The sequence below is a fragment of the Kitasatospora griseola genome, from assembly GCF_014648555.1.
Taxonomy (GTDB): Bacteria; Actinomycetota; Actinomycetes; order Streptomycetales; family Streptomycetaceae; genus Kitasatospora; species Kitasatospora griseola.
In genome coordinates this window covers 220,259-243,322 of record NZ_BMRI01000004.1, presented here as the reverse complement: position 1 = coordinate 243,322, position 23,064 = coordinate 220,259, and the positions used below count along the sequence as shown (strand labels likewise).

Annotated in this window: 21 protein-coding genes; 5 read left to right on the top strand and 16 right to left on the bottom strand. The window is 72.7% G+C overall.

The window, feature by feature from the left end:
- Nucleotides 1–9: 9 nt before the first annotated feature.
- The 4 genes from IEZ12_RS07165 to IEZ12_RS40510 form a co-directional block, all read right to left on the bottom strand.
- Nucleotides 10–708 (bottom strand): phosphoadenylyl-sulfate reductase, encoded by a 699-nt coding sequence (locus IEZ12_RS07165; protein ID WP_189271286.1) that lies wholly within the window; start codon nt 706–708, stop codon nt 10–12.
- Nucleotides 692–868: a hypothetical protein gene (locus IEZ12_RS07160; RefSeq protein ID WP_189271285.1), complete on the bottom strand. Its 177-nt coding sequence runs from the start codon at nt 866–868 to the stop codon at nt 692–694. Before IEZ12_RS07160 ends, IEZ12_RS07165 begins: the two co-directional genes overlap by 17 nt.
- The gene (locus IEZ12_RS07155) at nt 865–2,589 is read right to left on the bottom strand and encodes a nitrite/sulfite reductase (protein ID WP_189271284.1); all 1,725 of its coding nucleotides are present in this window, start codon (nt 2,587–2,589) and stop codon (nt 865–867) included. Before IEZ12_RS07155 ends, IEZ12_RS07160 begins: the two co-directional genes overlap by 4 nt.
- Before the next feature lie 189 nt (nt 2,590–2,778).
- Nucleotides 2,779–2,862: a putative leader peptide gene (locus tag IEZ12_RS40510; RefSeq protein ID WP_318264789.1), complete on the bottom strand. Its 84-nt coding sequence runs from the start codon at nt 2,860–2,862 to the stop codon at nt 2,779–2,781.
- Nucleotides 2,863–3,034: 172 nt separating this feature from the next.
- Between IEZ12_RS40510 and IEZ12_RS07150 the strand changes: the two genes are divergently transcribed.
- Nucleotides 3,035–4,240: a YihY/virulence factor BrkB family protein gene (locus IEZ12_RS07150; RefSeq protein WP_052509522.1), complete on the top strand. Its 1,206-nt coding sequence runs from the start codon at nt 3,035–3,037 to the stop codon at nt 4,238–4,240.
- Nucleotides 4,241–4,298: 58 nt separating this feature from the next.
- Here IEZ12_RS07150 and IEZ12_RS07145 read toward each other — a convergent pair whose 3' ends face one another.
- Nucleotides 4,299–4,652, bottom strand: a complete 354-nt coding sequence (locus IEZ12_RS07145) for a hypothetical protein (protein WP_189271283.1) — start codon at nt 4,650–4,652, stop codon at nt 4,299–4,301.
- The gene (locus IEZ12_RS07140; RefSeq protein WP_189271282.1) at nt 4,643–5,875 is read right to left on the bottom strand and encodes a hypothetical protein; all 1,233 of its coding nucleotides are present in this window, start codon (nt 5,873–5,875) and stop codon (nt 4,643–4,645) included. The genes IEZ12_RS07145 and IEZ12_RS07140 overlap by 10 nt, the downstream gene beginning before the upstream one ends.
- Before the next feature lie 466 nt (nt 5,876–6,341).
- Between IEZ12_RS07140 and rsgA the strand changes: the two genes are divergently transcribed.
- Nucleotides 6,342–7,424 (top strand): ribosome small subunit-dependent GTPase A, encoded by a 1,083-nt coding sequence (gene rsgA / locus IEZ12_RS07135; protein WP_189271281.1) that lies wholly within the window; start codon nt 6,342–6,344, stop codon nt 7,422–7,424.
- Between the two features lie 423 nt (nt 7,425–7,847).
- On the opposite strand, the gene IEZ12_RS07130 is transcribed toward rsgA, so the two are convergent.
- Nucleotides 7,848–11,015, bottom strand: a complete 3,168-nt coding sequence (locus IEZ12_RS07130; RefSeq protein WP_189271280.1) for an AfsR/SARP family transcriptional regulator — start codon at nt 11,013–11,015, stop codon at nt 7,848–7,850.
- A gap of 376 nt (nt 11,016–11,391) precedes the next feature.
- Here IEZ12_RS07130 and IEZ12_RS07125 point away from each other — a divergent pair, with 376 nt between their 5' ends.
- On the top strand, nt 11,392–13,503 hold the full coding sequence (locus IEZ12_RS07125) for a tetratricopeptide repeat protein (RefSeq protein WP_189271279.1): 2,112 nt from the start codon (nt 11,392–11,394) through the stop codon (nt 13,501–13,503).
- 7 nt (nt 13,504–13,510) lie between these two features.
- Here the strand turns inward: IEZ12_RS07125 and IEZ12_RS07120 are convergent, their stop codons facing one another.
- From IEZ12_RS07120 to IEZ12_RS07110, 3 genes are all read right to left on the bottom strand, one after another.
- Nucleotides 13,511–14,026, bottom strand: coding sequence for a methylated-DNA--[protein]-cysteine S-methyltransferase (locus tag IEZ12_RS07120; RefSeq protein WP_189271278.1), 516 nt, complete (start codon nt 14,024–14,026; stop codon nt 13,511–13,513).
- Nucleotides 14,023–15,570, bottom strand: a complete 1,548-nt coding sequence (locus IEZ12_RS07115) for a DNA-3-methyladenine glycosylase 2 family protein (protein WP_229847312.1) — start codon at nt 15,568–15,570, stop codon at nt 14,023–14,025. Before IEZ12_RS07115 ends, IEZ12_RS07120 begins: the two co-directional genes overlap by 4 nt.
- A 158-nt stretch (nt 15,571–15,728) precedes the next feature.
- Nucleotides 15,729–16,226 (bottom strand): MarR family winged helix-turn-helix transcriptional regulator, encoded by a 498-nt coding sequence (locus tag IEZ12_RS07110; protein ID WP_043913291.1) that lies wholly within the window; start codon nt 16,224–16,226, stop codon nt 15,729–15,731.
- A 144-nt stretch (nt 16,227–16,370) separates the two neighbouring features.
- On the opposite strand from IEZ12_RS07110, the gene IEZ12_RS07105 reads away from it, so the two are divergent.
- Nucleotides 16,371–17,825, top strand: a complete 1,455-nt coding sequence (locus tag IEZ12_RS07105; RefSeq protein ID WP_189271277.1) for an MFS transporter — start codon at nt 16,371–16,373, stop codon at nt 17,823–17,825.
- Nucleotides 17,826–17,983: 158 nt separating this feature from the next.
- Here IEZ12_RS07105 and IEZ12_RS07100 read toward each other — a convergent pair whose 3' ends face one another.
- From IEZ12_RS07100 to IEZ12_RS07090, 3 genes are all read right to left on the bottom strand, one after another.
- Nucleotides 17,984–18,661: a DUF305 domain-containing protein gene (locus IEZ12_RS07100; protein ID WP_229847311.1), complete on the bottom strand. Its 678-nt coding sequence runs from the start codon at nt 18,659–18,661 to the stop codon at nt 17,984–17,986.
- Nucleotides 18,658–19,347, bottom strand: a complete 690-nt coding sequence (locus tag IEZ12_RS07095) for a thioredoxin-like domain-containing protein (RefSeq protein WP_100586912.1) — start codon at nt 19,345–19,347, stop codon at nt 18,658–18,660. The genes IEZ12_RS07100 and IEZ12_RS07095 overlap by 4 nt, the downstream gene beginning before the upstream one ends.
- A gap of 111 nt (nt 19,348–19,458) precedes the next feature.
- Nucleotides 19,459–19,962, bottom strand: a complete 504-nt coding sequence (locus IEZ12_RS07090; protein WP_152645135.1) for a hypothetical protein — start codon at nt 19,960–19,962, stop codon at nt 19,459–19,461.
- Nucleotides 19,963–20,187: 225 nt separating this feature from the next.
- On the opposite strand from IEZ12_RS07090, the gene IEZ12_RS07085 reads away from it, so the two are divergent.
- Entirely contained in the window at nt 20,188–21,597 is a 1,410-nt protein-coding gene (locus IEZ12_RS07085; RefSeq protein ID WP_189271276.1) for a protein phosphatase 2C domain-containing protein, read from the top strand.
- A 52-nt stretch (nt 21,598–21,649) separates the two neighbouring features.
- On the opposite strand, the gene IEZ12_RS07080 is transcribed toward IEZ12_RS07085, so the two are convergent.
- From IEZ12_RS07080 to IEZ12_RS37895, 3 genes are all read right to left on the bottom strand, one after another.
- Nucleotides 21,650–22,261: a TetR/AcrR family transcriptional regulator gene (locus tag IEZ12_RS07080; RefSeq protein WP_189271275.1), complete on the bottom strand. Its 612-nt coding sequence runs from the start codon at nt 22,259–22,261 to the stop codon at nt 21,650–21,652.
- A gap of 70 nt (nt 22,262–22,331) precedes the next feature.
- Nucleotides 22,332–22,493 (bottom strand): hypothetical protein, encoded by a 162-nt coding sequence (locus tag IEZ12_RS07075; protein ID WP_161801079.1) that lies wholly within the window; start codon nt 22,491–22,493, stop codon nt 22,332–22,334.
- A gap of 68 nt (nt 22,494–22,561) precedes the next feature.
- Nucleotides 22,562–23,064, bottom strand: a 503-nt coding sequence (locus IEZ12_RS37895; RefSeq protein ID WP_229847310.1) for a spherulation-specific family 4 protein, incomplete at its 5' end; no start/stop codon positions are given.

Genomic DNA, 23,064 nt, shown 5'->3' with positions numbered 1-23,064 from the left:
TGGCGTTGCTCAGAGATGGATGCCGCACTCGGTCTTGCCCGAGCCCGCCCAGCGGCCGGCCCGGCCCTGCTCGCCCTCGCCGGGCTTGGCCGTGCAGGACAGCGGCGAGCAGCCGATCGAGGTGTAGCCCTCCCAGAGCAATGGGTTCATCAGTACCCCGTTGGTCTGCGCGTACGCATCGACGTCGTCCTGCGTCCAGCGGGCGATCGGGGAGAGCTTCACCTTGCGGCGCTTGGCGTCCCAGGCCACCACCGGGGTGTTCGCCCGGGACGGCGACTCGTCGCGGCGCAGCCCCGTGGCCCAGGCGTCGTAGCCGGCCAGGCCCCGGTTCAGCGGCTCGACCTTGCGCAGCGCGCAGCACAGGTCCGGGTCGCGGTCGTGCAACTGCGGCCCGTACTGGGCGTCCTGCTCGGCCACGGTGAGCTTCGGGGTCAGCGTGATCATGTTGACCGGCATGGTCGCGGCGACCGCGTCCCGGGTGCCGATGGTCTCCGCGAAGTGGTAGCCGGTGTCCAGGAACACCACGTCCACGCCGGGCAGCACGGTCGACGCCAGGTGGGCGACCACCGCGTCCTCCATCGAGGAGGTGACGCAGAACCGCTTGCCGAAGGTGTCGGCCGCCCACTGCAGGACCTCCTGCGCGGACGCCTCCTCCAGCTCCCGGCCGGCCTTGAGCGCGAGCGCCTCGTAGTCAGTCGTGGTCGCCATGCCCGGTCCCCCCGTCGGAAGTCGCCAACAGCCCGAGGAACTTCAGCTGGAAGCCCCGACGGCAGGCCCGGCACTCCCAGGAGCCGTGGCCGCTCTCGGACGGGCGCAGGTCCTCGTCCCCGCAGTACGGGCAGTAGAACGGTGCAGCGCGCTCGCTCACGACAGCTGCTCCTCGGTGGCCCGCAGCGCCCACTGCGCGAACCGCTCGTCGTCCTGCCGGTCCGCCTGGTAGCGGGTCAGCAGGCGCTCGACGTAGTCGGGCAGTTCGGCGCTGGTGACCTTCAGACCGCGGATCTTGCGGCCGAACGCGGCGTTCTCGAAGCCCAGCGAGCCGCCCAGGTGGACCTGGAAGCCCTCGACCTGCTGCCCGTTCTCGTCGGTGACCAGCTGGCCCTTGAGACCGATGTCGGCGGTCTGGATGCGGGCGCAGGCGTTCGGGCAGCCGTTGATGTTGATGCTCAGCGGCTCGTCGAACTCCGGCAGGCGGCGCTCCAGTTCCTCGATCAGGGTGCGGCCGCGGTCCTTGGTGTCGACGATCGCGAGCTTGCAGTACTCGATGCCGGTGCAGGCCAGCGTGCCGCGCCGGAAGGTGGACGGGTTGACCCGCAGGTCGAGCGCCTCCAGGCCGGCCACCAGCGAGTCGATCCGGTCCTGCTCGACGTCCAGCACGATCAGCTTCTGCTCGACGGTGGTGGCCACCCGGCCCGAGCCGTGCTCGGCGGCCAGGTCGGCGACCTGCTGGATCAGCTTGCCGTTCAACCGGCCGACCTTCGGCGCGAAGCCGACGTAGAACCGGCCGTCGTTCTGCGGGTGGACGCCCACGTGGTCGCGCCAGCGGCCGGCCGGCTGCTCCGGGCCCGGGCCGTCGGTCAGTTCACGCTTCAGGTACTCGTCCTGGAGGACCTGCCGGAACTTGGCCGGTCCCCAGTCGGCGACCAGGAACTTCAAGCGGGCCCGGTTGCGCAGGCGGCGGTAGCCGTAGTCGCGGAAGATGCCGATCACGCCGGCCCAGACGTCCGGGACGTCGGCCAGCGGCACCCAGGCGCCGAGCCGGACGCCCAGCTTCGGGTTGGTGGACAGGCCGCCGCCGACCCACAGGTCGAAGCCCGGGCCGTGCTCGGGGTGGACCACGCCGACGAACGCGATGTCGTTGATCTCGTGGACCACGTCCAGCAGCGGGGAGCCGGAGATCGCGGTCTTGAACTTGCGCGGCAGGTTGGAGTACTCGGGGTTGCCGATGTACTTGCGGTTGATCTCGTCGATCGCCCAGCTGCCGTCGATGATCTCGTCGGCGGCGATGCCCGCCACCGGCGAGCCGATCACCACGCGCGGGCAGTCGCCGCAGGCCTCGGTGGTGGACAGGCCGACGGACTCCAGCTTCTCCCAGATCGCCGGGACGTCCTCGATCCGCACCCAGTGGAACTGGACGTTCTGGCGGTCCGTCACATCGGCGGTGCCGCGGGCGTACTGCTCCGACGCCTCGCCGATGGCGCGCAGTTGAGCGACCGTCAGCTGGCCGCCGTCGATGCGCACCCGGAGCATGAAGTACTCGTCCTCGAGCTCGTGCGGCTCCAGGATCGCGGTGCGGCCGCCGTCGATGCCCTGGCGGCGCTGGGTGTACAGACCCCACCACCGCATCCGGCCGCGGAGGTCCGCCGGATCGATCGACTGGAAGCCCGACTTGGAGTAGATCGTCTCAATACGTGTCCGTACATTGAGACCGTCGTCGTCCTTCTTGAACTGCTCGTTCGAGTTCAACGGGGTGTAGTGCCCCATCGCCCACTGGCCCTCGCCGCGGTGACGGGTCACCTTACGGGCGGCGGGGCGGGCCGCGTCGGCGGCGCCGGCCTGGGGCTCGTCCGGCTCGGGAGTGCGGGCCATGATGTCAGTCCTTTGAGCGGCGTGGCAGGAGCGGGAAGACTGCTGATCCCGGGCGCGCACCGCTCCCACCTGCGGATATCAACAGGCGGTGGGTGGGGTGACGCTGGGCCGGGGAGGGTGGAGCGCGCATCCGCGACGGCGGGGATGGGCGAGCAGGGCGCCGATGCGGAGGCGGCGTGCGAGTGGGGCTCAGGTCACTGGACAGATGGCGCTGGACACGCGAAGGAGGTCGACGTGGAGTCGGCCAACTAGGGTGGTTCCGGCGCTAGACATGGCAAGAGATTCGCACGGCGAGCGACTCGCGGTCCACTATCGTCCGAATCCCGGACTCTGACGTTTCGCATGCTGGGACGGCAGGGAGAGTGGTGCCGCTCCGCACCGTGCGGCCCGTCAGTTCCCGGCGGTGGCGCACCGGCCCACGAGTACGGGCCGATACCGTAGGGGCGTGCAAGCAGCAGGCAGTACTCCGCATCCACCCGGGGGGACCGGGGCGACCGGCGACCGGCCCTCCCGCCACCGCGGCGGACGCCGCCGCGCCGCCAAGCGAACCACCTGGTACCGCACCCTGTGGGCACTGGTGAAGGACACCACCAACACCTGCGTCGAGTACCGGGTCACCGGCCTCGCGGCCGAGGCGGCCTTCTTCACCCTGCTCTCCATCCCGCCGCTGCTGCTCTGCCTGGCCGGCACCCTCGGCTACCTCGACGACATCCTCGGCGCCGGCACCATCGTGCGGCTGGAGGCGGACATCGTCTCAGCAGCTGGGACGGTGCTCTCACCGAGCTCCATCGACCAGATCGTCCAACCACTGCTCACCAGCGTTTTCGACAACGCCCGGCCCGACCTGATCTCGATCGGCTTCCTGCTCTCGCTCTGGTCCGGCTCCCGGGCGCTGTACATCTTCATCGACACCATCACCGTGATGTACGGCCTCGACGGCAAACGCGGCCTGGTCAAGACCCGGCTGATGTCGCTCGGCCTCTACCTCGGCGCGCTGGTGATCGGCTCGCTGGTGCTGCCGCTGCTGGTGGTCGGGCCCGGACTGCTGATCAACACCTTCCAGGCCTGGGCCGGAGTGATCAACTCCCTCTACTGGCCCGCCGCGATCCTGCTGCTGGTGGTCTTCCTCACCACCCTCTACCACGTGGCCGTGCCGGTCAGCACGCCCTGGCGCGAGGACATCCCCGGCGCCCTCGTCGCCCTGCTGGTCCTGGTGGTGTGCAGCGTCGCCCTGCGCGTCTACCTGGTCTCCTCCGTCGAGGGCCACTCGGTGTACGGCTCGCTCGCCGCACCCGTCGCCGTGCTGCTGTGGATCTTCGTGGTGGCGCTCGCCGTCCTGATCGGCGCCGCGATGAACGCCGCCATAGACCGCCGCTGGCCCGCCGTCGAGACCGCCGACGCCCGCGCCGAGGTCGAACGCCTCACCGAGGACGCCGCCGTCCAGCGCGGCCGCGAGGCCGCCGCCCGCCGAGCCGCCGAACGCGCCGAACGCACCCGCCAGTTCGGCCTCGCCGAAGGCCACGACGAGGACCTCTTCGACGAGGACGACGACGAGCCGGTACCGAGCGAGTACCCCGAACGCTGGGCCGGCTTCCTCCCGCACGACGACGTCCGCCGCCGCCTCGCCAAGGTTCGGCGCGGCCGCAAGTAGCCTCGCCGGCCGTGGAGCCCCGCCCCGGATCGTGTCCGGAGCGGGGCTCTCGTTCATCTCACCGGCGAATCGCACCGCCCGTGGCGAGCAGTGCGTGCACCAGCGAACCGGCCAGTGCCGCAGCGTCGGGCGCTCTGTGCTCCCCGTGGACGGCGGGCTCCTCCCAGTGGACGGTCAGGGCGCCGCCGCGGAACCGGACGTGCACCGACCCGTCCTCGCCCGGCACCGCGAGCACCGCGCAGCCCGGGTGACGCCGCCACACCTCCTCCGCCGTCTCCGGGGACCCGCCGTGCAGCACGTCCGCCAGGTGCCGGACCCGGGCCGGCTCGTCGACCCCGGCCGCCACGTGCCGGTCGTACCGGGGCGCGGCGCCGGGCGGGCCGGGCACTTGTACCGTCACGGTCACTGCCAACGGGTGCCTCCGGTCAGCGGGGTGGGCAACGGCAACGGCGGCTCGGCGGCCGGGTAGGCCGGCTCGCCCAGGTTCAGCAGCCGGTAGAGCAGGCGGCGGATCCGCGGCAGGAACTCGCCCGGCTCCGAGGAGATCCGGGCGCCGATCTCCGCGTACGCCTCCGGCCGGTACACCCGGTCCGCGTACGCGAGCTGGCCGGCCAACGGGCGGGCCGGGTCCAACGCCGGCGCGGTCAGCGCCAGTTGCATGCCCGGTGAGCGCGGATTGACGTCCTGGTGCGGGAACCGGGCGAGCAGGATCCGGGCCCCGGTGAGGGTCGCGTACAGCGTCACCGAGCCGTGGTCGCCGATCACGTAGTCCGCCGCGACCAGCATCGGACGCCAGTCCACCTCCTGCGTCACCAGCGACACCGACCCGCCGGACACCCCGTCCACCCACCGGCGGACCTGCCAACGGCCGTGCCCCGCCGACACGTTCGGGTGCAGCACCAGCGCGGTGCGGAACTTGCCGTCCGGCAGTTCGCGGACCAGCCGCGGCAGCAGCGCGTCCAACCGGCCGAACACCGAGTTCGGTCCCCAGGTCGAGCAGAGCAGCACCAACTGCTCCCCCTCCGCCAGCCCGAGCGCCGCCCGGTACTCGGCCCGCCGCGGCAGCGCCGCCGTGATCCGGTCGTGGTCGCCGTCGCCGACCACCTCCGCCACCGGCAGCACCTCCGGACAGGTCCGCTCCAACTCCGTCAGGTCGTCCCGGTGCGCCAGCGCGTACGCCGCCGCGTTCGGCCGGCCCTCCCACAGCAGGTAGTCCCGGCCCAGGCCGGCCACCTGCCGCTCCTGCGGCGCTGCCTCGGTGCCGGCGCCGCTCTGGTCCCGGGCGCCGCTGACCGAACCCACCGGTGGCAGCGTGCGGGTCAACTGCAGGTGCCCGGCTCCGTGCGGCAGCCGTACCAGCGGGCCGCGCAACTGCTCGATGCCGCGCGAACCGGCCGCCAGCACCAGGTCGAACTCGGTCCGCACGGCCTGCTCCCATGGCACCACCGTGCCGCCGAGCCCCATCAGGAACGCGGCCACCCCGTCGTTGAACGCGTGCGGTGCGACGGTGAAGACCACCTGCACCCGCAGATCCGATCCCAGCAGCTCGCAGAGTTCGCGCAGCCGCCGGCCGTACACCTCGGTGTGCACCACTGCCAGCACTCGCTTGCAGTCGGGCAGAGTCGCCCACGACACGAGGCATCCCCCCTTTGTCCTTCCCGGCCTCCCACCGGACGGCGGTGCCCCGTGCACCGCCGCGAGGAAGGAATGTCCGCGGGCGGTGGCGGGACGGCTGGAGAACCCTTGCGGATCCTTGCGGAACCCTTGCGTCAACTTCTGTGCGGTTGGGGTGTGTTGGCGTCCGCCGGTGGGGCGTTCCGGCGTCCGTCGAAGGCTGGCGGAAATTCGGTGGCGGCCGGGGCGGGTGGGTACTAACGTGGCGTAGGCCGATCGAGGCGCCCCGGAGTGGGGTGCGCGAGGCGCGTCGCAGCAGAGGAGGTGAGGACCGTGAGGCCTGTTCTTGCAGGTGTTGTTCCCCGCGTTCAGAAGACCACCGAGTCCTGTACCCCCAGGTCCGCGGCCGACCTCGAATCGGTGTCGCCCATACGCTGACACTGCCGTCGTCCGGCCGGGGCCGTGTGTTCCCCGAAGGGTTCACCCCGTGCTTTCCGCCACTTCCGCTGCCCACCCGCTCTCCGGCCTCGGCTGGGACGAGGACCGGGCCGCCGACTTCCACCCGCTCGCCGAGGCAGGCCTGCTCGCCGGGCGGATCACCCGCATCGACCGGGGCCGCTGCGACGTGCTGCTCGTCGATCCCGAGACCGGCGAGCCGACCACACTGCGCGCCGACACCCGGCCGGTCACCGGCGCCGACACCGTCCACAACCCGTGCACGGGCGACTGGGTGGCCGTCGACCCGGCCGCCCGACCACTGCCCGCCCTCACCGCCGTGCTGTCCCGCACCACCGCGATCATCCGCAAAGGCGCCCACAAGCGCTCCGAAGGTCAGGTGCTGGCCGCCAACATCGACACCGTCCTGATCGCCGTCTCACTCGCCGCGGAACCCGACCTGGGCCGGATCGAGCGCCTGCTCGCCCTCGCCTGGGAATCCGGGGCCGACCCGCTGATCGTCCTCACCAAGTCCGATTTGGTGCACGACGGCGAATTCGTCCGGGCGGACGTGGAGGCGGTCGCCCCCGGGGTCACCGTGTTGACGGTCAGCGCCGAGACCGGAGCGGGCATGGACGCCCTGCGCGCCCTCACCACCGGCTCCTGCGCCCTGATCGGCCAGTCCGGCGCCGGCAAGTCCACCCTCACCAACGCCCTCGCGGGCACCGACACCATGACGGTCCAACAGGTCCGCAGCGTCGACGAGAAGGGCCGCCACACCACCACCACCCGGGAGCTCGTCCCACTCCCCGGCGGCGGCGCCGTCATCGACACCCCCGGCCTCCGCGGCGTCGGCCTCTTCGGCGGCGAGGGCATCGACCTCGCCTTCGCCGACATAGACGCTCTCGCCGCAGGCTGCCGTTATGACGACTGCTCCCACCGCACCGAACCCGCCTGCGCCGTCCGCAAGGCCCTCGCCGACGGCACCCTCCCCGAGCGCCGCTGGGAGTCCTACCTCAAGCTCCAGCGCGAGAACGCCTTCATCGCCTCCCGCACCGACGCCCGCCTCCGCGCCGAACGCGCCCGCCACCACAAGTCCCGCACCAAGGCGGCCCGCACCTCGCACCGGCCCTGACGCCCGAGCCCCGCGCCCCGGGACAGACCCGGGGCGCGGGTGAGTGGTACCAAGGGCTCAAAGCTGAGCCTTGGCCGCACCGCAGGTGTCAGAGCCAGATGTCCAGCCAGTGGCCCGGCCCGCCGGGGGCGCTGCCGCCTCGCGGTATGGATCCGTGGAGCGCCGAGGCGGTGTCGTGGTTAGGGAGCGAGGCGGGCGTGGTGCGGCTAGCAGAAGTTTCGTGCACGTTCTTGTTCTCAATGCTTTCCGTAGGCAACGTCCAGGTGACGTCGGATGGCATGACACTACCCGGAGTCGTACCTATGATCAAAGTCTGATGCATTCAACTTTGATGAGGTCCATGCCGCTCAACTGTGTAGCGGTGGGATGGAAATTTGACGTGATCAGATCCGGCGGCATTCGGTCATTGTCGAACGAAAGATGTCAGGGACTTCCGGGCTTCGGCTGGGCCTTTGTGTCGAGCAGCTCTCGGTAGTGCGCGAGCGTTTCCACAGCTGTGGTTCCGTCGTCCGGCCGATCCCCGTCTCCGGTTCGCTCGAAGCGTCTGCTTCCTGCTGTGCGGGTTTGCTGGCGAAGGCTTGGGAGCAGCCGTTCGACCTGGTCCAGACCACTCAGGGCATCCACCTTCTCTCGCGGCGCCCCGACGGAGTGGGCGATCCGATGCGCCTCCGAGTACAGGTCGAAGGCTGATTCCAGATTCCCGGAAGCAAGCGTGATCTGCCCCAGGACATTCATTGCACCGGCTTGGTGCTGAAGTGCCCCGGCCTGCCGGAAGGTGTGAATTGCGGAATCGATCAGGGAAAGGGCTTTGTCGGCCTCCTGGGGGAGCCGCATGAGTTGGGCGAGATTCGTCTGCGCGGTCGCAAGGTCCAATTCTCTGATCAGTCCCTCGCCGGATCTCACTACATGCTCGAAAGCCTGCCGAGCGGCGACATTGTCACCGATCTCCAGATAGAGTCCGCCAGTATTATTGATGATGCGCAATGCCAGCGCGGATTCGCCTGCACTGCGGGCGAACGACAGCGCCTCGGACAGGCTGTCGATTGCGCCCGACGTGTCTCCCAGTCGGCTCTGTACGATGCCGAGGTTGCCGACTGCCCGAGCCACTGCGCCGGCGTCGCCGATCTCGCGAAGGATGTCGAGCGCTTCACGCTGCCATCGCAGCGCGCCCCGGAGATCGTCCTGGTTCGAGTGCAGCTGACCCTGTCGCGTCAAGGCCTCGGCGGCGCCGCGGAGGTCTCCGACGGTCCGGGCCAGGGCCAGGGCGCGTTCCGCTGCCTGCTCGGCCGCAGGGTAGTGGGCCACCTGCAACTCGGCGGCAGCCAGTGCGAGTTGCGCATGCAGCTCGGGGAGATCTGCCCCGGCTTCACACCAGTGCTCGGCGGCCGCGCGGTGCATTTCTATGGCCTCGCGCCACAGCCCCCGTGATTCCACGTGCTCTCTGGCCACATGTGCGAGGACTGCGGCCGATTCGCGGTCTTCCGTGACTCGCAGGTGCTTTTGAAGGTCGAGCAAGGTAGCGATCTCGACGGCCACCCAGCGATTGGGCTCCACCGTGTCCGTCGGTTGGACGCCGATCGTCGAAGAGTCCGCAGCGTTTGTGTCGCGGAGGGCCGTCAGTTCGATTCGATGGCGGCTCGGACTGATCTTCCGATCGGCCCAATCTGCGGTCGAGCACAGATAATTGACGCACCGTCGTAACGACTCGCGGCGGTCCTGGTCGGAATCCTCCTGCCGCGCTCGGGCGCTCGCGTAGGAGCGCACCAGCGCGTGGTAGCTGAACCTCTCGGCGGAGTGTTCGGACAGCAGGCTCGCGGACAGCAGGTCCTCGATCAGCCGCTCCGCGCGGTCGACCGGGCAGCCGATCAGTGCTGCGGCGGTGAGCAGGCCGAAGTCCGGACCGGGGTGCAGGCTCAGTCGACGGAACGCGACCTGATGTTCGGCCGAGAGGTCGTGGTACGACATGGCGAGTGCGCCGCAGAGGCTGTCGGGGCCGTCGCCGAACTCGTCCAGGAGGCCGTTTCTGGCGAGTCGGTCCGCGAGGTGGGCGAGTGTCCAGGACGAGCGGAAGCGGAAGCGACCGGCGGCCAGCTGGAGGGCCAAGGGGTGGTGTGCGCACAGGTGGGCGACTTCGGCGAGCCGGTCGGCGTCGGCCGTCCGATCCGGGTCGGTCAGGCGGACGAACATCTCGGCGGACGCAGCCGGAGACAGGGCATCGAGCGGAACGGCGACGACGGCCGGGAGGGCGGCCATCCGGTGACGGCTGGTCACCAGGACGAAGGCGTTGGGTCTGGACGGGAGCAATGGCCCGATCTGGCCGGGCCCCGCGGCGTCGTCGAGGATCACCAGAGCTTGCCGCTCGGTGAGCAACTCATGACACTGGCCGAGAAGTTCCTCGCGCTCCACGGGAACTCGACGGGCCGGAACGCCGAACAGTCGCAGCAACGCGGTGGCCGCGGCCTCGGGGCTCGGGTCGTGCTGCGCTCCCGAATAGGTGCCGAGCCGCAGAATGTGGACGCCGTCCGGGAAGTGGCCCTGCAGGCGGTCGGCCGCAGCGGTGGCGAGCGCGGTCTTTCCGCTCCCGGGCAGACCGCTGATGGCGACCACCGGTCGGCCCGGCTCGGCGCCTCGGCCATTGGTTCGGGCCGGCCACTCGCCCCGGGCGGCGGCGGTCAGGAGCGCCAACTCGTTCTCCCGGCCGACCAGGTCGGGGACGTCCAGCAGACCTGCGATGCGCTGCGCGGGGCCCTGGCGAGGGGCCGGGCGCGGGGGCGTTGTGCGGGCGGGAGCCGCCGGTGCGACGGCCGGGTGGGGGACGAGAGCGGCGACGCCAGCCCCGTTGATCATGTGGTGGTTGAGGGTGTTGAGGCGCTCACCGGGCCTGGTCCCGAGGTCACGGCCGAGCTGGTTGCGGATGCGCCGATAGGTGGCGAGGGCCTCGGCGATACGGCCGCTGCCGTAGAGGGCGGTCATCAGGTGAGCGGCGACGCGTTCGTTCCACGGGTATTTGGCGGCGAGTTCCGCCAGGGTGGGAACGAGGTCGGCGTACCGGCCGAGGCGGAGTTCGATTTCGGAGCGGGTCAACTGGGCGGCGAGCCAGCGGTCCTGCATGGATTTGCGGGTCTGCTGGGCCCATTCGCCGGGCAGGCCGGCCAGGGGTTCGCCCTGCCAGATGTCGTCGGCCTGGTCGAGGAGGTCGAGGGCTTCGCGGTCCTCGCCCTCCTCGACCAGGGCGCGGGCCTGGCGGGCGAGGCGGTGGTAGGCGTGCCAGTCGATCTGTTCGGGTTCGGCGCGGAGGGCGTAGGTGCCGGGGCGGGAGACGATCTCGACGGGGCGTTCGCCGGACTCGGTGTCGAGTACGGCGGCGTCGCGCAGTGCTGCCCGGAGCCGGGAGACGTAGACCTGGAGGGTGCCGGCGGCGCTGGGCGGGGGTTCGCCGTCCCAGAGGCGTTCGGCGAGGACGGCGGGCGAGACCGGACGTTCCAGATCCACGGCCAGGGCGGCCAGCAGGGTTCGGACCTTCCACGAACTGATCGGCAACGCCCTTCCGCAGGCCGTGAGTTCGATTGCTCCCAACAAGTGCAGATACACCCGGGTGCCTCCTGTCGCCGGTTCTTCGGACGCGCAGGAGGTGAGCATGGCACGGGTGGGGGCATGCTGCTATAGCACCTCTGAGTTTCCCCTCGCCAGTTTTTCCCTATTGTTCCGGCCGTTGTCGCAGTCTTCTGGTAGAAGCTCCGCCCCGCCCGGAGGGCGGGTGTCGATCGCCGAACGGTCCGCCCCGACGTTCGCCACCTGCGTCGAAACTGCCCGGGACCCGGGCAGGCCGGCGAAGCCGCGGGAGGCGGTGGCTGCTGCCGTCCTTCGGCGGCGGGTCGGTCGCCCGACTGCCGAGGGAGTCGCACCAGGCGTTGTCGTACCACCCCGGACGCAGCCGTACCGATCGATCCAGTGGAGGAACGAGCACGTGGAAGGCCACCGCAATTCCGTCACCGGCCAGGCCCGGATCGAGGGCGTCGCGCTCCAGGCGGGCGACATCCATGGGGGCGTGCACGTCCATTCGCACGCTCCGGCGCTGCTTCCAGTACCGCAACAGCTTCCACCCGCCCCTGCGCACCTCCTCGGGCGCGAGGTGGAACTCGCCGCGCTCGACCGGGAGTTGGATGCGCCCCCGCCGCCGGGCGGCCGATGCCTGGTACTCGCCGGCCCGGCCGGCGTGGGCAAGAGCGCGCTCGCGGGCAGCTGGCTGCGCAGTCGGGCGGAGGAGTTCCCGGACGGGCTGTTCTACGCCGACCTGCGCAGTCATGCCCCCGGGGGCCCGACCGATCCGGTCGAGGTGCTGGGCGCGTTCCTCCGCGCGCTGGGCCTCGCCCGGGTGCCCGCCGAACTGCACGAGGCGGCCGCGCTCTGGCGGTCCGCCGCGGCGAGCCGACGGATCGGCGTCCTGCTGGACAGCGCCGCCACCGCGGCCCAGGTCCGCGCACTGCTGCCCGGCGCCGAGCGCTCCGTCACGGTGGTGACCAGCCGCACCCGGCTGGACGGGCTGTCCATGGACGGCGCCGAACTCTTCCCGGTCGGCCTGATCGACCGGGCCGCCGCCACCGAGCTGTTGACCCGGAGGATCGGCGCGGAGCGGGTCGCCGCCGAACTGTCCGCCGTCGAACAGGTGGTGAGCCGCTGCGCCGGACTGCCGCTGGCGATCTGCGTGGCCGGTGCCCGGATGGCCTCGCGCCCCCGCCAGCCGCTCGCGGCGACCGCCGAGGCGTTGCGCCGGGAGGCCGATCGGCTGGCGGCGTTGCGGTTGGACGGCGAGAGTGCGGTGCGCGGCGCGCTGGACGCCTCGTACGGGGTGCTGGACCGGGCGGCAGGCCGGCTGTACCGCATGCTCGGGCAGCTCCCGGTGACGGAGTTCACGCCGGAGACGGCCGGTGCCGCCGCGGAACTCTCCCGCGCCGACGCCGACGCCACGCTCGACCTGCTCGCCGGGACGCACCTGCTGGAGGAACGGGGCGACGGCCGCTACAGGTTCCACGACCTGGTCCGGCTGCACGCCTGGGGGCTCGGGCAGACCGAGGACCCGCCCGAGCAGTGCGAGGCCGCCGTGCGCCGCGTCGGCGAGCACTATCTGGCGGTGGCCACCGTGGCCGAGGCGCTGATCATGCCCAGCCACCGTCGAATGGCCCGGGACTACCATCAACCTCCTCTGCACGTACCGGAGTTCACCGAGGAGACGGAGGCGCTCGGCTGGTTCGACCGGGAGCGAGACCAGCTCATGGCGGTGCTCAGGGACGCGACCCGCAATCGCCGGTACGCGCTGACCTGGCAGTTGGCGGACGCGATGCAGCCGATGTTCGTCCGCCTTCGGCCGCATGCGATGCAACTGGAGTCCAACACCCTGGGACTGGCTGCCGCCCGCAAGGTCGAGGACCGGATCGTCGAGCAGCGGATGCTGACCTCCCTCGGGCAGGGGCGGCGCAACGCCGGCCGGATCCAGGAGTCCGCCGACTGGTTCGCGCAGGCGCTCCTGGTGGCCGAGGAAATCGGCGACCGGAAGGGCAAGGGGCAGGCCCTGATCGGGCTCGGGCACGCGCACCGCGATCTCGGCGAGCTCGATTCCGCGCGTGCCCGGTTCGAGCAGGCACTGGTGCTGTGGGAGGCGATCGGCTACCGGCGGGGTGTGGGTCTGCTCCGGGTTGCGCTCGGCGAGGTCGCGACGGATGCCGCGGACGAGGCCGAGGCGGTGCGGCAACTGTCCACAGCCATCGAGGACTTCACGGCCGTCGGCGACCAGTACGAGGTGTTCCGGGCGCAGGCGATCCGGGGCCGGGCGTACCTGATGGCCGGGCGGTACGGGCAGGCCGGGGAAGAACTGGAGATCGCCCGGGCAGGGTTCGTCGCGGCGGGCGCACCCCACTGGCAGGCCCGCAGCATCGAGTGGCTCGGTGAACTCGCCCTGGCGCAGGGTGAGACGGGCATCGCCAGGGAGCGGTTCACCGCCTCGTACGAGCTCTACCGCAGTGTCGCCGCCCCCGACACCGCCCGGCTCGCCCGTCGGATCGAGGAGCTGCCGACGGGCTGATGCACAGTCAGAACAGCTGCCCCGACTCCTCGCTGCTCTCGTGGGCGAGGAGCCAGCGCTTGGCGTCAATGCCGGCGGCGAAGCCGGTGAGGTTGCCGTTGGCGCCCATGACGCGGTGGCAGGGGCGGATGATGAGGAGGGGGTTGGCTCCGACGGCGCCGCCGACGGCGCGGACGGCGCGGGGGGACTGGCCTGCGGCGTCGGTGAGTTGGCCGTAGGTGGTGGTGGTGCCGTAGGGGATGTCGTCGAGGGCGTCCCAGATCCGTTGGCGGAACTCGGTGCCGACGGGGGCGAGCGGCAGGTCGAAGGTGGTGCGCTCGCCGGCGAAGTACGCGGTGAGCTGTTCGACGGCGGGGGCGAGCGCCTCCGCGTCGGGCTGCCAGTCGGCGGCGGGCTCGGCGAGCGCGCCCTTCTGGCCCGGGGCGGTGACGGCGGCCAGGGCGAAGCCGTGTTCCTCGTCGAGGGTGCCGCTGAGCAGCAGGGTGCCGAGCGGGCTGTCCATGGTGGTGAACACAGTGGTCATGCCGGTTCCTTGCGGGTGTCGCGGGTGGTCCGGGCCTTGGCGGCGCGGTTGGCGTGGTGGGCCCCGGCGGCCGACCACAGGTGGTGCAGGGCGTAGGAGCGCCACGGCGCCCAGGCGGCGGAGCGCTCGGCGGCGCTGCGCGGGTCGCCGCTCTCGCCGAGGGAGCGCAGGCCGTCGCGGACGCCGATGTCGGTGGGCAGGAAGACGTCCGGGTCGGCGAGGGCACGCATCCGCAGGTAGCCGACCGTCCACGGGCCGATGCCCGGCAGGGCGAGCAGGTCGGCGGCGGCTTGCTCGCGGTCCACGCCCGGATCGAGCCGGACGGTGCCGTCGGCGAGGGCGGCGCACATGCCGAGCAGCGCGCGGCGGCGGGACTGCGGCATCTTCAGGTGCTCGGGATCGGCGGCCGCGAGGGCGGCGGCGGTCGGGAACAGCAGGCGCAGGCCGCCGTCGGCTGCGGGCAGCGGAGTGCCGTACGCCTCGGCGAGCCGGCCGGCCAGGGTGCGGGCCGCGGCGACGGTGATCTGCTGACCGAGGACGGCGCGGACGGCGAGCTCGTGCGGGTCGACGTGGCCGGGGGAGCGCAGTCCGGGCCGGGCGGCGGCTAGCGGGGCGAGCAGCGGATCGGTGGCGAGCCGGCCGTCGACCGCGTCCGGGTCGGCGTCCAGGTCGAACAGGGCGCGCAGCCGGTGCACGGCTGTGGTGAGGTCGCGCAGGTCGCTGAGGGTGAGCCGGCAGTCCAGCCAGCCGCGGGTCCGCGGGTCGTCGGGGGCGAGCCCGTCGACCTCGGCGATGCCGTGCCCGTACGGCAGGGTCAGGGTGCGCCGGTAGGTGCGGGTGCCGGGGTACGGGCCGGGGACGACCTCCTCGACGCCCGGGACGGCTCGCAGCGCGAGGAAGTCCAGCAGGTGATCGGTGTCGACGGCGCCCCGGTAGGCGAGCCGCAGGGCGAGCGAGCCGGCCGCGACGGGGGAGCGGCGGTGGCCGCCGTGCTCGGTGCGCAGCGTGCTGGGGGTGCGGTCGTAGACCTCGCGGATGGTGTCGTTGAACTGCCGCACCGAGGCGAAGCCCGCCGCGAACGCCACTTCGGTGACCGGGAGTTCGGTGGTCTGCAGGAGCAGCCGGGCGGTCTGGGCGCGCTGCGCGCGGGCCAGTGCGAGCGGGCCGGCGCCGAGTTCGGCGATCAGCTGGCGCTGGAGCTGGCGGGCGCTGTAGCCGAGCCGGTCGGCCAGGCCCGCGACGCCCTCGCGGTCCACCACGCCGTCGCCGATCAGCCGGACGGCCCGGCCGACCAGGTCGGCACGGTGGTTCCACTCGGGCGAGCCCGGCACCGAGTCGGGCCGGCAGCGCCGGCAGGCCCGGTAGCCCGCGCCCTGGGCGGCGGCCGCGGTCGGGAAGAACGAGCAGTTGCTGCGCTTGGGGGTGGTGGCCGGGCAGCTCGGACGGCAGTAGATGCCGGTGGTGCGGACGGCCGTGAAGAACACCCCGTCGAAGCGGGCGTCCCGGCTGTGCACGGCTCGGTACCTGTTCTCGTCGTCGATCACGCCATCCAGTCTGCGCCATCGTCAGGGCCACGACTGGCGGGAATCGGACGTCGCCATGGGGCGGGCCGCCGACGTGTCGACGGGACCGGCCGACGCCCGCCGGGGTCCCGGCGGGCCGGCGTCCCGGCGGGTTGGTCGACGCTCGGTGGGTCGGCGTCTCAGCGGGCCGGGTCGGTGCCCGCCAGGGCGTGGGCGAGGTGGTCGAGGCCGGGGAGGGCGTGCATGACGGCTTCGCGGTCGGCGGGGGTGAGGCCGGCGAGAGCGGTGGCGAGGCGGCGTTCGTGGGCGCTCTGCCAGTCGCGGAGCTGTTGGTGGCCGGCCTCGGTGAGGGCGATCCGGGCGGTGCGGCGGTCGCCCGGGTCGGGTTGGCGGTCGACCAGCCCGGCGTCGAGGAGCTTGGAGATCAGGCCGCTGACGGTGTTGGGCGCCAGCCGTTGCCGGGCGGCGAGTTCGCCGACCCGCATGGGGGCGACGGCGAGGGTCTGGAGGAGCTCGACCTGGGCCATCGGCAGGGCCTCCCAGGGGAACTCGGACCGGATCGAGCTGCGCAGCGCACGGCGCAGCCGGGTGATCACGTCGGTGAGCTGCTGGGCCCCGGCGAGTGCGTCGGTGTCCGGTGCGAGGGGGCCGGGCGCGGGCTGGGGCTGCGAGGACATGGCGGACAGCGTAGCGCCAGGTGGTGTCGGTGCTGTCCGCCGTCCGTTCGGTGACCAGCGGGAACGGTTGTCGGCCGCAACCAGATGACTCGGCTCCGGAAAGAGTCCTTGAGCGATTATGTCTGCGGCCGATATATTCGGACCATGGCCGAACCCGCCCTCGCCCCACGGCTGCTCGACACCCTGCAGGACGCCCTGCAGCGCGCCGAACGCCCGCGCCCTCGCGCCGTCGCGCGCTGGCCGCACGCGCACTGGCTGGCCGTCGGCACGGTCTGCCTGGGCGCGTTCCTCGGCCAGCTGACCGCGAGCGTCACCTCGCTGGTGTTCCCCGCGCTGGAGCAGCGGTTCGACGCGGGCTTCGCCGCCGTCGAGTGGGTGTCGCTGTCGTACCTGCTGGTGCTGGTCGCCCTGCTCGCCCCGGTCGGGCGGCTGTCCGACCTGGTCGGCCGCAAGACCATGTACCTGGGCGGCTTCGCGGTGTTCGCGGCCGCCTCGCTCGGCGCCGGACTGGCCGGCAGCCTGACCGTGCTGGTCGCCTGCCGCGCGGTGCAGGCGGTCGGCGGCGCGATGATGCAGGCCAACAGCGTGGCGCTGGTCGCCCGGGGTGTACCCGAACGGGCGATGCGCACCGCGCTCGGCATCCAGGCCGCCGCCCAGGCCCTCGGCCTCGCCCTCGGCCCGACCCTCGGCGGCCTGCTGGTCACCCACGCCTCCTGGCGCTGGGCGTTCTGGGTCAACGTCCCGATCGGCGTGCTCGGCATCCTGGCGGGCTGGTTCCTGCTGCCGCGCACCTTCCCCGACGGCCGTCCGGCCCGCCCGGCCCGTTCGGCCCGTTCGAAGGACGCCGGCGGACGCTTCGACCTGACCGGACTGCTGCTGCTGGCCGGCGCGTCCACCGCGCTGCTGCTGGCGCTGTCCGCCGCGTCCGGGCTGCCGCTGCCCGGGTGGGCGGTGGCCGCGCTGGCGGTGCTCGCGGTCCTCGCCGCGGCCGGGCTGGTCCGGCAGGAGCGGCGCGCGGACCGGCCGATCGTCCCGCCCGGACTGGTGAACACCCCCGGCATCCGGGCCGGGCTGGTGGTGGCGCTGATCGGCTACCTGCTGCTGTTCTGCCCGCTGGTGCTGGAGCCGGTGGTGCTGGCCGGCCGCGGCGTGCCCGCCGCCACCGCCGGCGTGGTGATCACCGCGCTGCCCGCGGCGTTCGCGCTGGCCGCCACGGTCGGCGGCGGGCTGCTGCCGCGCGGCTGGAGCGACGCGGTGCGCTGCCGGGCCGGCGCGCTGCTCGCCGCGGCCGGACTGCTGGTGCTCGCCGTGCTGCCCGCGCCCGGCGCCGGCGCTGCGGTGGGGCCGCTGCTGGCGGCCGGCTACGGGCTCGGGCTGCTGCTGCCCGCCAACAACGCCCTGGTGATGCGGGCGATACCCGCGCAGAGCTCGGCCGTCGGCGGCGGCCTGGTCAACATGGTGCGCAGCCTGGGCACCGCGCTCGGCACCGCCCTGCCGGTGCTCGCCGTCCACCTCGCCGGGGCGGCGTCCGGCGGCCGGGCGGTCCTGCTGCTGCTCGCTGCGGTCGCGGTGCTGGCGGCCCGGCTGTCCGCCCGCTGAGGAAACCGCCGGGCGGTGTCGGCGGTCCGGCTGTCCGTGCGAAGAAGCGCCGCCGGGCGGTGTCGGCGGTCCGGCTCTCCGCCCGCCGAAGCGCCGCCGGTACGACAGCAGGGGCGCCGCCCGGGTGGTCCCGGACGGCGCCCCTGGTGCTCGGAGGGTCAGGGCGTCGGCTTCGCGCCGCGTTCCGTGAGCATGCTGCTGATCAGGTCGATCTCCGCCTGCTGCCCGTTGACCATGGTCTGCGCGAGCCGCTTCTCGACGTCGTTCTTCGCCGCGTCCACGTACGCCTGGGCCATGTCCATCCCGCCCCGGTGGTGGGCGAGCATCAGCTGCAGGTAGAACACCTCGGCGTCCCGGCCGCTGAGCGTGCGGAGCCGGTCCAGGTCGGCGTTGGTCGCCATCCCGGGCATCAGCGAACCGTCGTGCGCCTCGTACGTGTGCCCCATCCAGGCCATCGGCTTGGCCGCGCTGGCCTGAGTGAGGCCCCACTGGTCGAGGAAGCCCATCAGCATGCCGCGCTGGTTCGCCTGCGTGTTGATGATGTCGAACGCCAGGGTGCGGACCGCCTGGTCCTGGGTGCGGTCGCGGACGATGAACGACATGTCGATCGCCTGCTGGTGGTGGGTGGCCATGTCGCGGGCGAACCCGGCCTCCGCCGAGTCGGTGCTCGGCGCGGACGAGGAACTCCCGGACGCCGGGGTGCCGCTGGAGACCAGCGCGGGCACCCCGAGGCCGAGCGCGACCAACGCCGCCAGCGCGGCCGGCCACCACAGCTTCCGGCGGCTCCGGCCGCCGGACCGGGCCTGCTCCGCCGTCGACTCCTGGTCGCCGGTCACATCGCGCCCGAGCTGCAGGAGGCGCCCGGCTCCTGGGTCTGCGGGCCCTGCACGTACTTGGTGAAGAACTTCTCGATCCGCGGGTCCTGCGCGGAGTCGACGATCAGCTGGGTGCCCCAGGCGCTCAGCGTGATGGTGCCCTGCTCGTCCGGGTACGGGCTCATCAGGCTGTACGGGGTGGCCTTGACCTTCTCGCTCAGCGCCTTGATGTCGTCCGCGCCGGCCTTGCTGTTGTAGGTGACCCAGACCGCGCCGTGCTCCAGCGAGTGCACCGCGTTCTCGTTCTTCACCGGCTGGTCGTACACGGTGCCCATGCAGGTCGCCCAGACCGGGTTGTGGTCGCCGCCGACCGGCGGGGCCTGGTCGTACTTGACCTCGGTCTGGACGTGGTTGCGGGACAGCTTGTCCCAGGTCTTGACGCCGTCGATCGGCGCCTTCGCGGCCGCGGCATCCGCGTCCTTCTTGTGCTTGGCGTCCAGCGCCAGCCAGGAGCCGCCGCCGATCATGGCGAGCACCAGGGCGGCGGAGATGCCGATGGTGAGGAACTTGTTGCGGCGCTCACGGCGCTGCTCGGCGGCGCGCAGCTCGGCGATCCGGGCCCGGCGGTCGGCCTGCTGGGCGGACTTGCTGCCCGGCTTGGGCTGCTTGCCGGTCGGCTGGGACGACTGCTTGGAGGCGGAACCCATGAATGATGTCCTTGTCCCCGCCGTGCGGCGCACGGCGGTCTGCGGTGAGGTTGGGGCAGCGGAGCCGCCGACCGCCCGGGAGCCGGGGAACGGGTCGGCGGTGGGTTCCGCTCAGGACCGGTGAACCTGGAGTGCGTGCAGGTCGGGCGCATGGTGCGGCGCCGGTCGGACGTCGGCCGCCGGGACGGCGGGCGACGCGGGTGGGGCCACCAACTGCGGCAGGACGACCGCGCCGGGCTGAGGGGGCGCGTTCGGGAGCTGCGACTCCGGGCCGCAGAAGGAGTGACTGGAACAGCCGTGACCGGGCAGCCGGTTCGGGCCGTCCGCAGTGCAGAGGATGAGCACGCCGGAGCTCTCCGGCGCCAGCGCGTGCTGGTGGCCGGCGGGAGTGCCGGCCCGGTCCGGGACGGCGATCGCGGCCGGGACGACGGTCGACACCGCCCGCACGGACGTGACGGCCCCGGCCGGCGGGGAGCCCGCGGATCGGGCGTTCGCCGTGCACGGCAGCAGCGCCAGCAGCGCGGCCAGCAGGACCGCCCACAGCATCGCCACCGGGCGGAGCACCGCGTACGCGGTCCCTCCTCCGGGGCGAGTGCGAAGTCCTGGCGCGGTCATGCGCACATATTAATCAGCCGATCGGGTGAAGCGATGCCCCCCTTGGGCTTCGAATTTCCGTCCCAGAGCCATTGCCGTGGCTCATTCGAGCCCGTCAGCGGACCGCCGGTGGCCGGAACCTCCCCCGTGCGTCGGTGCGATGTTCCGATTCCCGGACAGCGCCGTTGTGCTTCGGAAGAATGACGTCACGTCCGGCATTCCCACGGATCGATCAGGAGCCGTCAGTTGAACGAGCAGGGCGCACCCGGGCCGACCCGATCCGACGACGCCTGGTGGCACACCGTCTACACGGGCCCCGCCGGCACCCTCCCCGACACTCCCGACGCCGTCGCCGACACCACCTCCGTGGACGACTGGTTCACCGCCGCCGCCGGCCTCTTCGACCCCCAGTACCGGCCCGCCGAGGACACCCCGACCCCGCCCCCGACCGGCACCGATACCGACACGGACACGGACACGGCGCACGCGGTACCGCCGCAGCGCAGCTGGGCCGAGGCCGCCTGGCCCGAACTCCGGCCCACCGAGGACGCGCCCGACGAGCAGCCGCATTCGGTCGAGCCGCCGGTCGTCCAACCGCCGGTCGTCGAACCGCCCGTCCTGGCGAAGCCGCCGAGGGCGGAGGCGCCGCGAGCAGAGCCGCCGCGGGCGGAGGCGGCGCCGGAGCCCGAGGTCCCGTCGGCGCCGCCGTCGGAGCGCGGTGCGCCGTGGCGGGAACCGGAGACGCCGACCGTGCCGCACGTCGGGGAGCGGCCGCCGACGTACGCCGCCGAGCCGACCGCGCTGCCGGTCAGCGACCCGGACGCCCTGGGCGCGATCGTGCCGGACACGGCCGTCGACGGCGCCCGGTTCGCGACGACCACCCTGCGGGCCGTGTCGATCCGCGGGGACTCCGCCCGCTACCGGGGCGAACCGCGACGCGACGCGCTGCTCACCGTCCGGTTCGGGGACGCCGAGGACGGTCTGGTGCTGGCCGTCCTCGCGGGCCCCGCCCGACAGGCCGCCGCCGGCTGGGGCTCCGCCGCGGCGACGGACGCGGCCCGGCAACTGGCGGCAGCGATCGGGCGCAGCCGCGCCGAACTCGCCGCCGACCTGCGGGCCGGCGCCCGCGACCGGCTGCGGTACGGCCTCCAGCGGATCGCCCTCCAGGCGGCGGCCCGGCTGCACGGCGAGACCGGGAGCACGGAGGACGTCCCTCCGCAGGAGGCGCTGCCGCCCGAGGAGACCGCCTCGCTGCACTGCCTGCTGATGTCCACCGACCCGGCGGCCACCCACCGGGCCGCGTTCGGCACCGGCCCCGGCGGGCTCTACCTCCTGCGCTCGGGCCACTGGATCGACGCCTACGCGGCCCGCCTGCTCCACCACCCGGACGGCCAGCCGCCGCTGCCCCCGGCCGCCCGTCCCGCCCTGCGCCCCTTCCGCTTCCGCCTCGTCCCCGCCACCGCCGGCGACATCCTGCTCCTGTGCACCCCCGGCCTCGCCGACCCGATCGCCGAAGAACCCGCCGTCGCCCACTTCCTCTCCAGCCACTGGGCCCACCCCCACCCCCCGGGCACCGTCGACTTCCTCCGCCAGATCCAGGTCCGCGCCAAGGGCTACGCCGACGACCGCACCGCGGCGGCGGTCTGGACGGACTGACGCCCACGGGACGAAGCGGTGGCCTGCCGAAGGGCCGCGCCGCAGGCGCCGGCTACCTCGGCGGGACGCCGAGGAGGGCGTGGGCCGCGGCGGTGGCTTGGGCGGTGGCCCGGTCGCGGGTGGTGGCGGGGAGGCCGATGGCGAGCGGGACGGCGAGGCCGTCGAGCAGGGCGCGGAGCTGGGTGGCGCGGTCGGCGGCGGGGGCGGTGGGGGTGAGGACGCCGGTGGTGCGGCCCTCGGTGATGAGCGCGGTGAGGTCGTTCTGCCAGGGGGTTTCGATGTCGAGTTGGCCCTGGCGGAGGTCCGCGGTCTCGGGGGAGCGGCTCCACACCTCGATCCACAGGATCCACCGGGGGTCACCGGGGCCCTCGGGGAGGTAGAGGTCGATGTAGCGGTCGAGCCGTTCGAGCACGGGCAGGTCGTGGCGGGCGAGTTCGCGGGTGCGGCGTTCGCCGAGCTGGGTCTCGCTCCAGCGGAGGGTCTCCAGCAGGAGCTGGTCCTTGCTGCCGAAGTAGTAGAGGAGGTGTCCGGCGCTCATGCCGAGCTGTTGGCCGAGGCCGGCCATGGTGAGGCGGGCGAGGCCGTGTTCGGCGATGGCGGCGCGGGCGGCCGCGTACACCTCTTCCCGCGGGCGGGCCGGGCGGCGGGTGCGTGGCGGGGCCATCCGCTCTCCTCGTTGCTGGCTGTCCGGGGTCCAGTCTCCCGTACGGGAAGGGCGGGATGTGCGGGCGGGGTCACCAGCCGCCGTGTTCGAGCCCTTCGGCGTGCTCCTGTCGGCCGTGGTCGAGGCCGGCCCGGTAGGCCTTGCGGAGGACGGCGGCGGCCTGTTCGCGGTCGAGTGCGGGAGCGAGGCGGAGCAGTTCGTCGGTGAGCTCGTCGAGCGAGGGGGAGGTCATGGGTCCATGACATCGCGTCGCGGCCGGGCCCGCCCCTCCGAGGACGCAGGGGCGGGCCGGACGGCAGGTCAGCCGAGGGTGGCGGCGTAGGAGGTCTCCGCGCCGAAGCCCCAGGCGGGGGTGGCGTCCCACGGGTTGTCGAGGACGTCGTCGGTGGCGTACGCGTACCCGGCGCCGCGGGTGAACGCGGTGCTGAGGGCGGTCTTCATGGCGGTGGCGTTGGGGACGGCGTGGATCAGGTGCCAGTAGGAGGTGCCGTCGGGGTCGAACCCGGCGCCGGGGTAGTAGCCGACGGTCAGGTTGAAGACGTTTCCACCGAGGTAGCTGTTGGTGTAGGCGTCGTAGGTGCCTTCGAAGGTGACGAAGGTGTCGGCGGTGCGCTTGCCGGGCTCCAGGAAGCAGTCCTGGACGGCGGTGCCGGGGTTGTTCACCACCAGTTCCTGTGCCGCCGGGTCGATGGAGTGGATGATCCCCTGGACCTGCTGGCGCAGGTCGAGGTAGAAGTCCCGCTCGACGTTGTTGACACCGCAGTTGCGGCTGCTGGTGTCGAAGAAGATGCCGTCGACGTGCA

Excerpts from the sequence above, each read along its gene's own strand:
- IEZ12_RS07165 (WP_189271286.1), bottom strand. The coding sequence starts at position 708 with ATGGCGACCACGACTGACTACGAGGCGCTCGCGCTCAAGGCCGGCCGG.
- IEZ12_RS07155 (WP_189271284.1), bottom strand. The coding sequence starts at position 2,589 with ATGGCCCGCACTCCCGAGCCGGACGAGCCCCAGGCCGGCGCCGCCGAC.
- IEZ12_RS40510 (WP_318264789.1), bottom strand. The coding sequence starts at position 2,862 with ATGTCTAGCGCCGGAACCACCCTAGTTGGCCGACTCCACGTCGACCTC.
- IEZ12_RS07120 (WP_189271278.1), bottom strand. The coding sequence starts at position 14,026 with ATGACCACTGTGTTCACCACCATGGACAGCCCGCTCGGCACCCTGCTG.
- IEZ12_RS07110 (WP_043913291.1), bottom strand. The coding sequence starts at position 16,226 with ATGTCCTCGCAGCCCCAGCCCGCGCCCGGCCCCCTCGCACCGGACACC.
- IEZ12_RS07105 (WP_189271277.1), top strand. The coding sequence starts at position 16,371 with ATGGCCGAACCCGCCCTCGCCCCACGGCTGCTCGACACCCTGCAGGAC.
- IEZ12_RS07095 (WP_100586912.1), bottom strand. The coding sequence starts at position 19,347 with ATGGGTTCCGCCTCCAAGCAGTCGTCCCAGCCGACCGGCAAGCAGCCC.
- IEZ12_RS07090 (WP_152645135.1), bottom strand. The coding sequence starts at position 19,962 with ATGACCGCGCCAGGACTTCGCACTCGCCCCGGAGGAGGGACCGCGTAC.
- IEZ12_RS07080 (WP_189271275.1), bottom strand. The coding sequence starts at position 22,261 with ATGGCCCCGCCACGCACCCGCCGCCCGGCCCGCCCGCGGGAAGAGGTG.
- IEZ12_RS07075 (WP_161801079.1), bottom strand. The coding sequence starts at position 22,493 with ATGACCTCCCCCTCGCTCGACGAGCTCACCGACGAACTGCTCCGCCTC.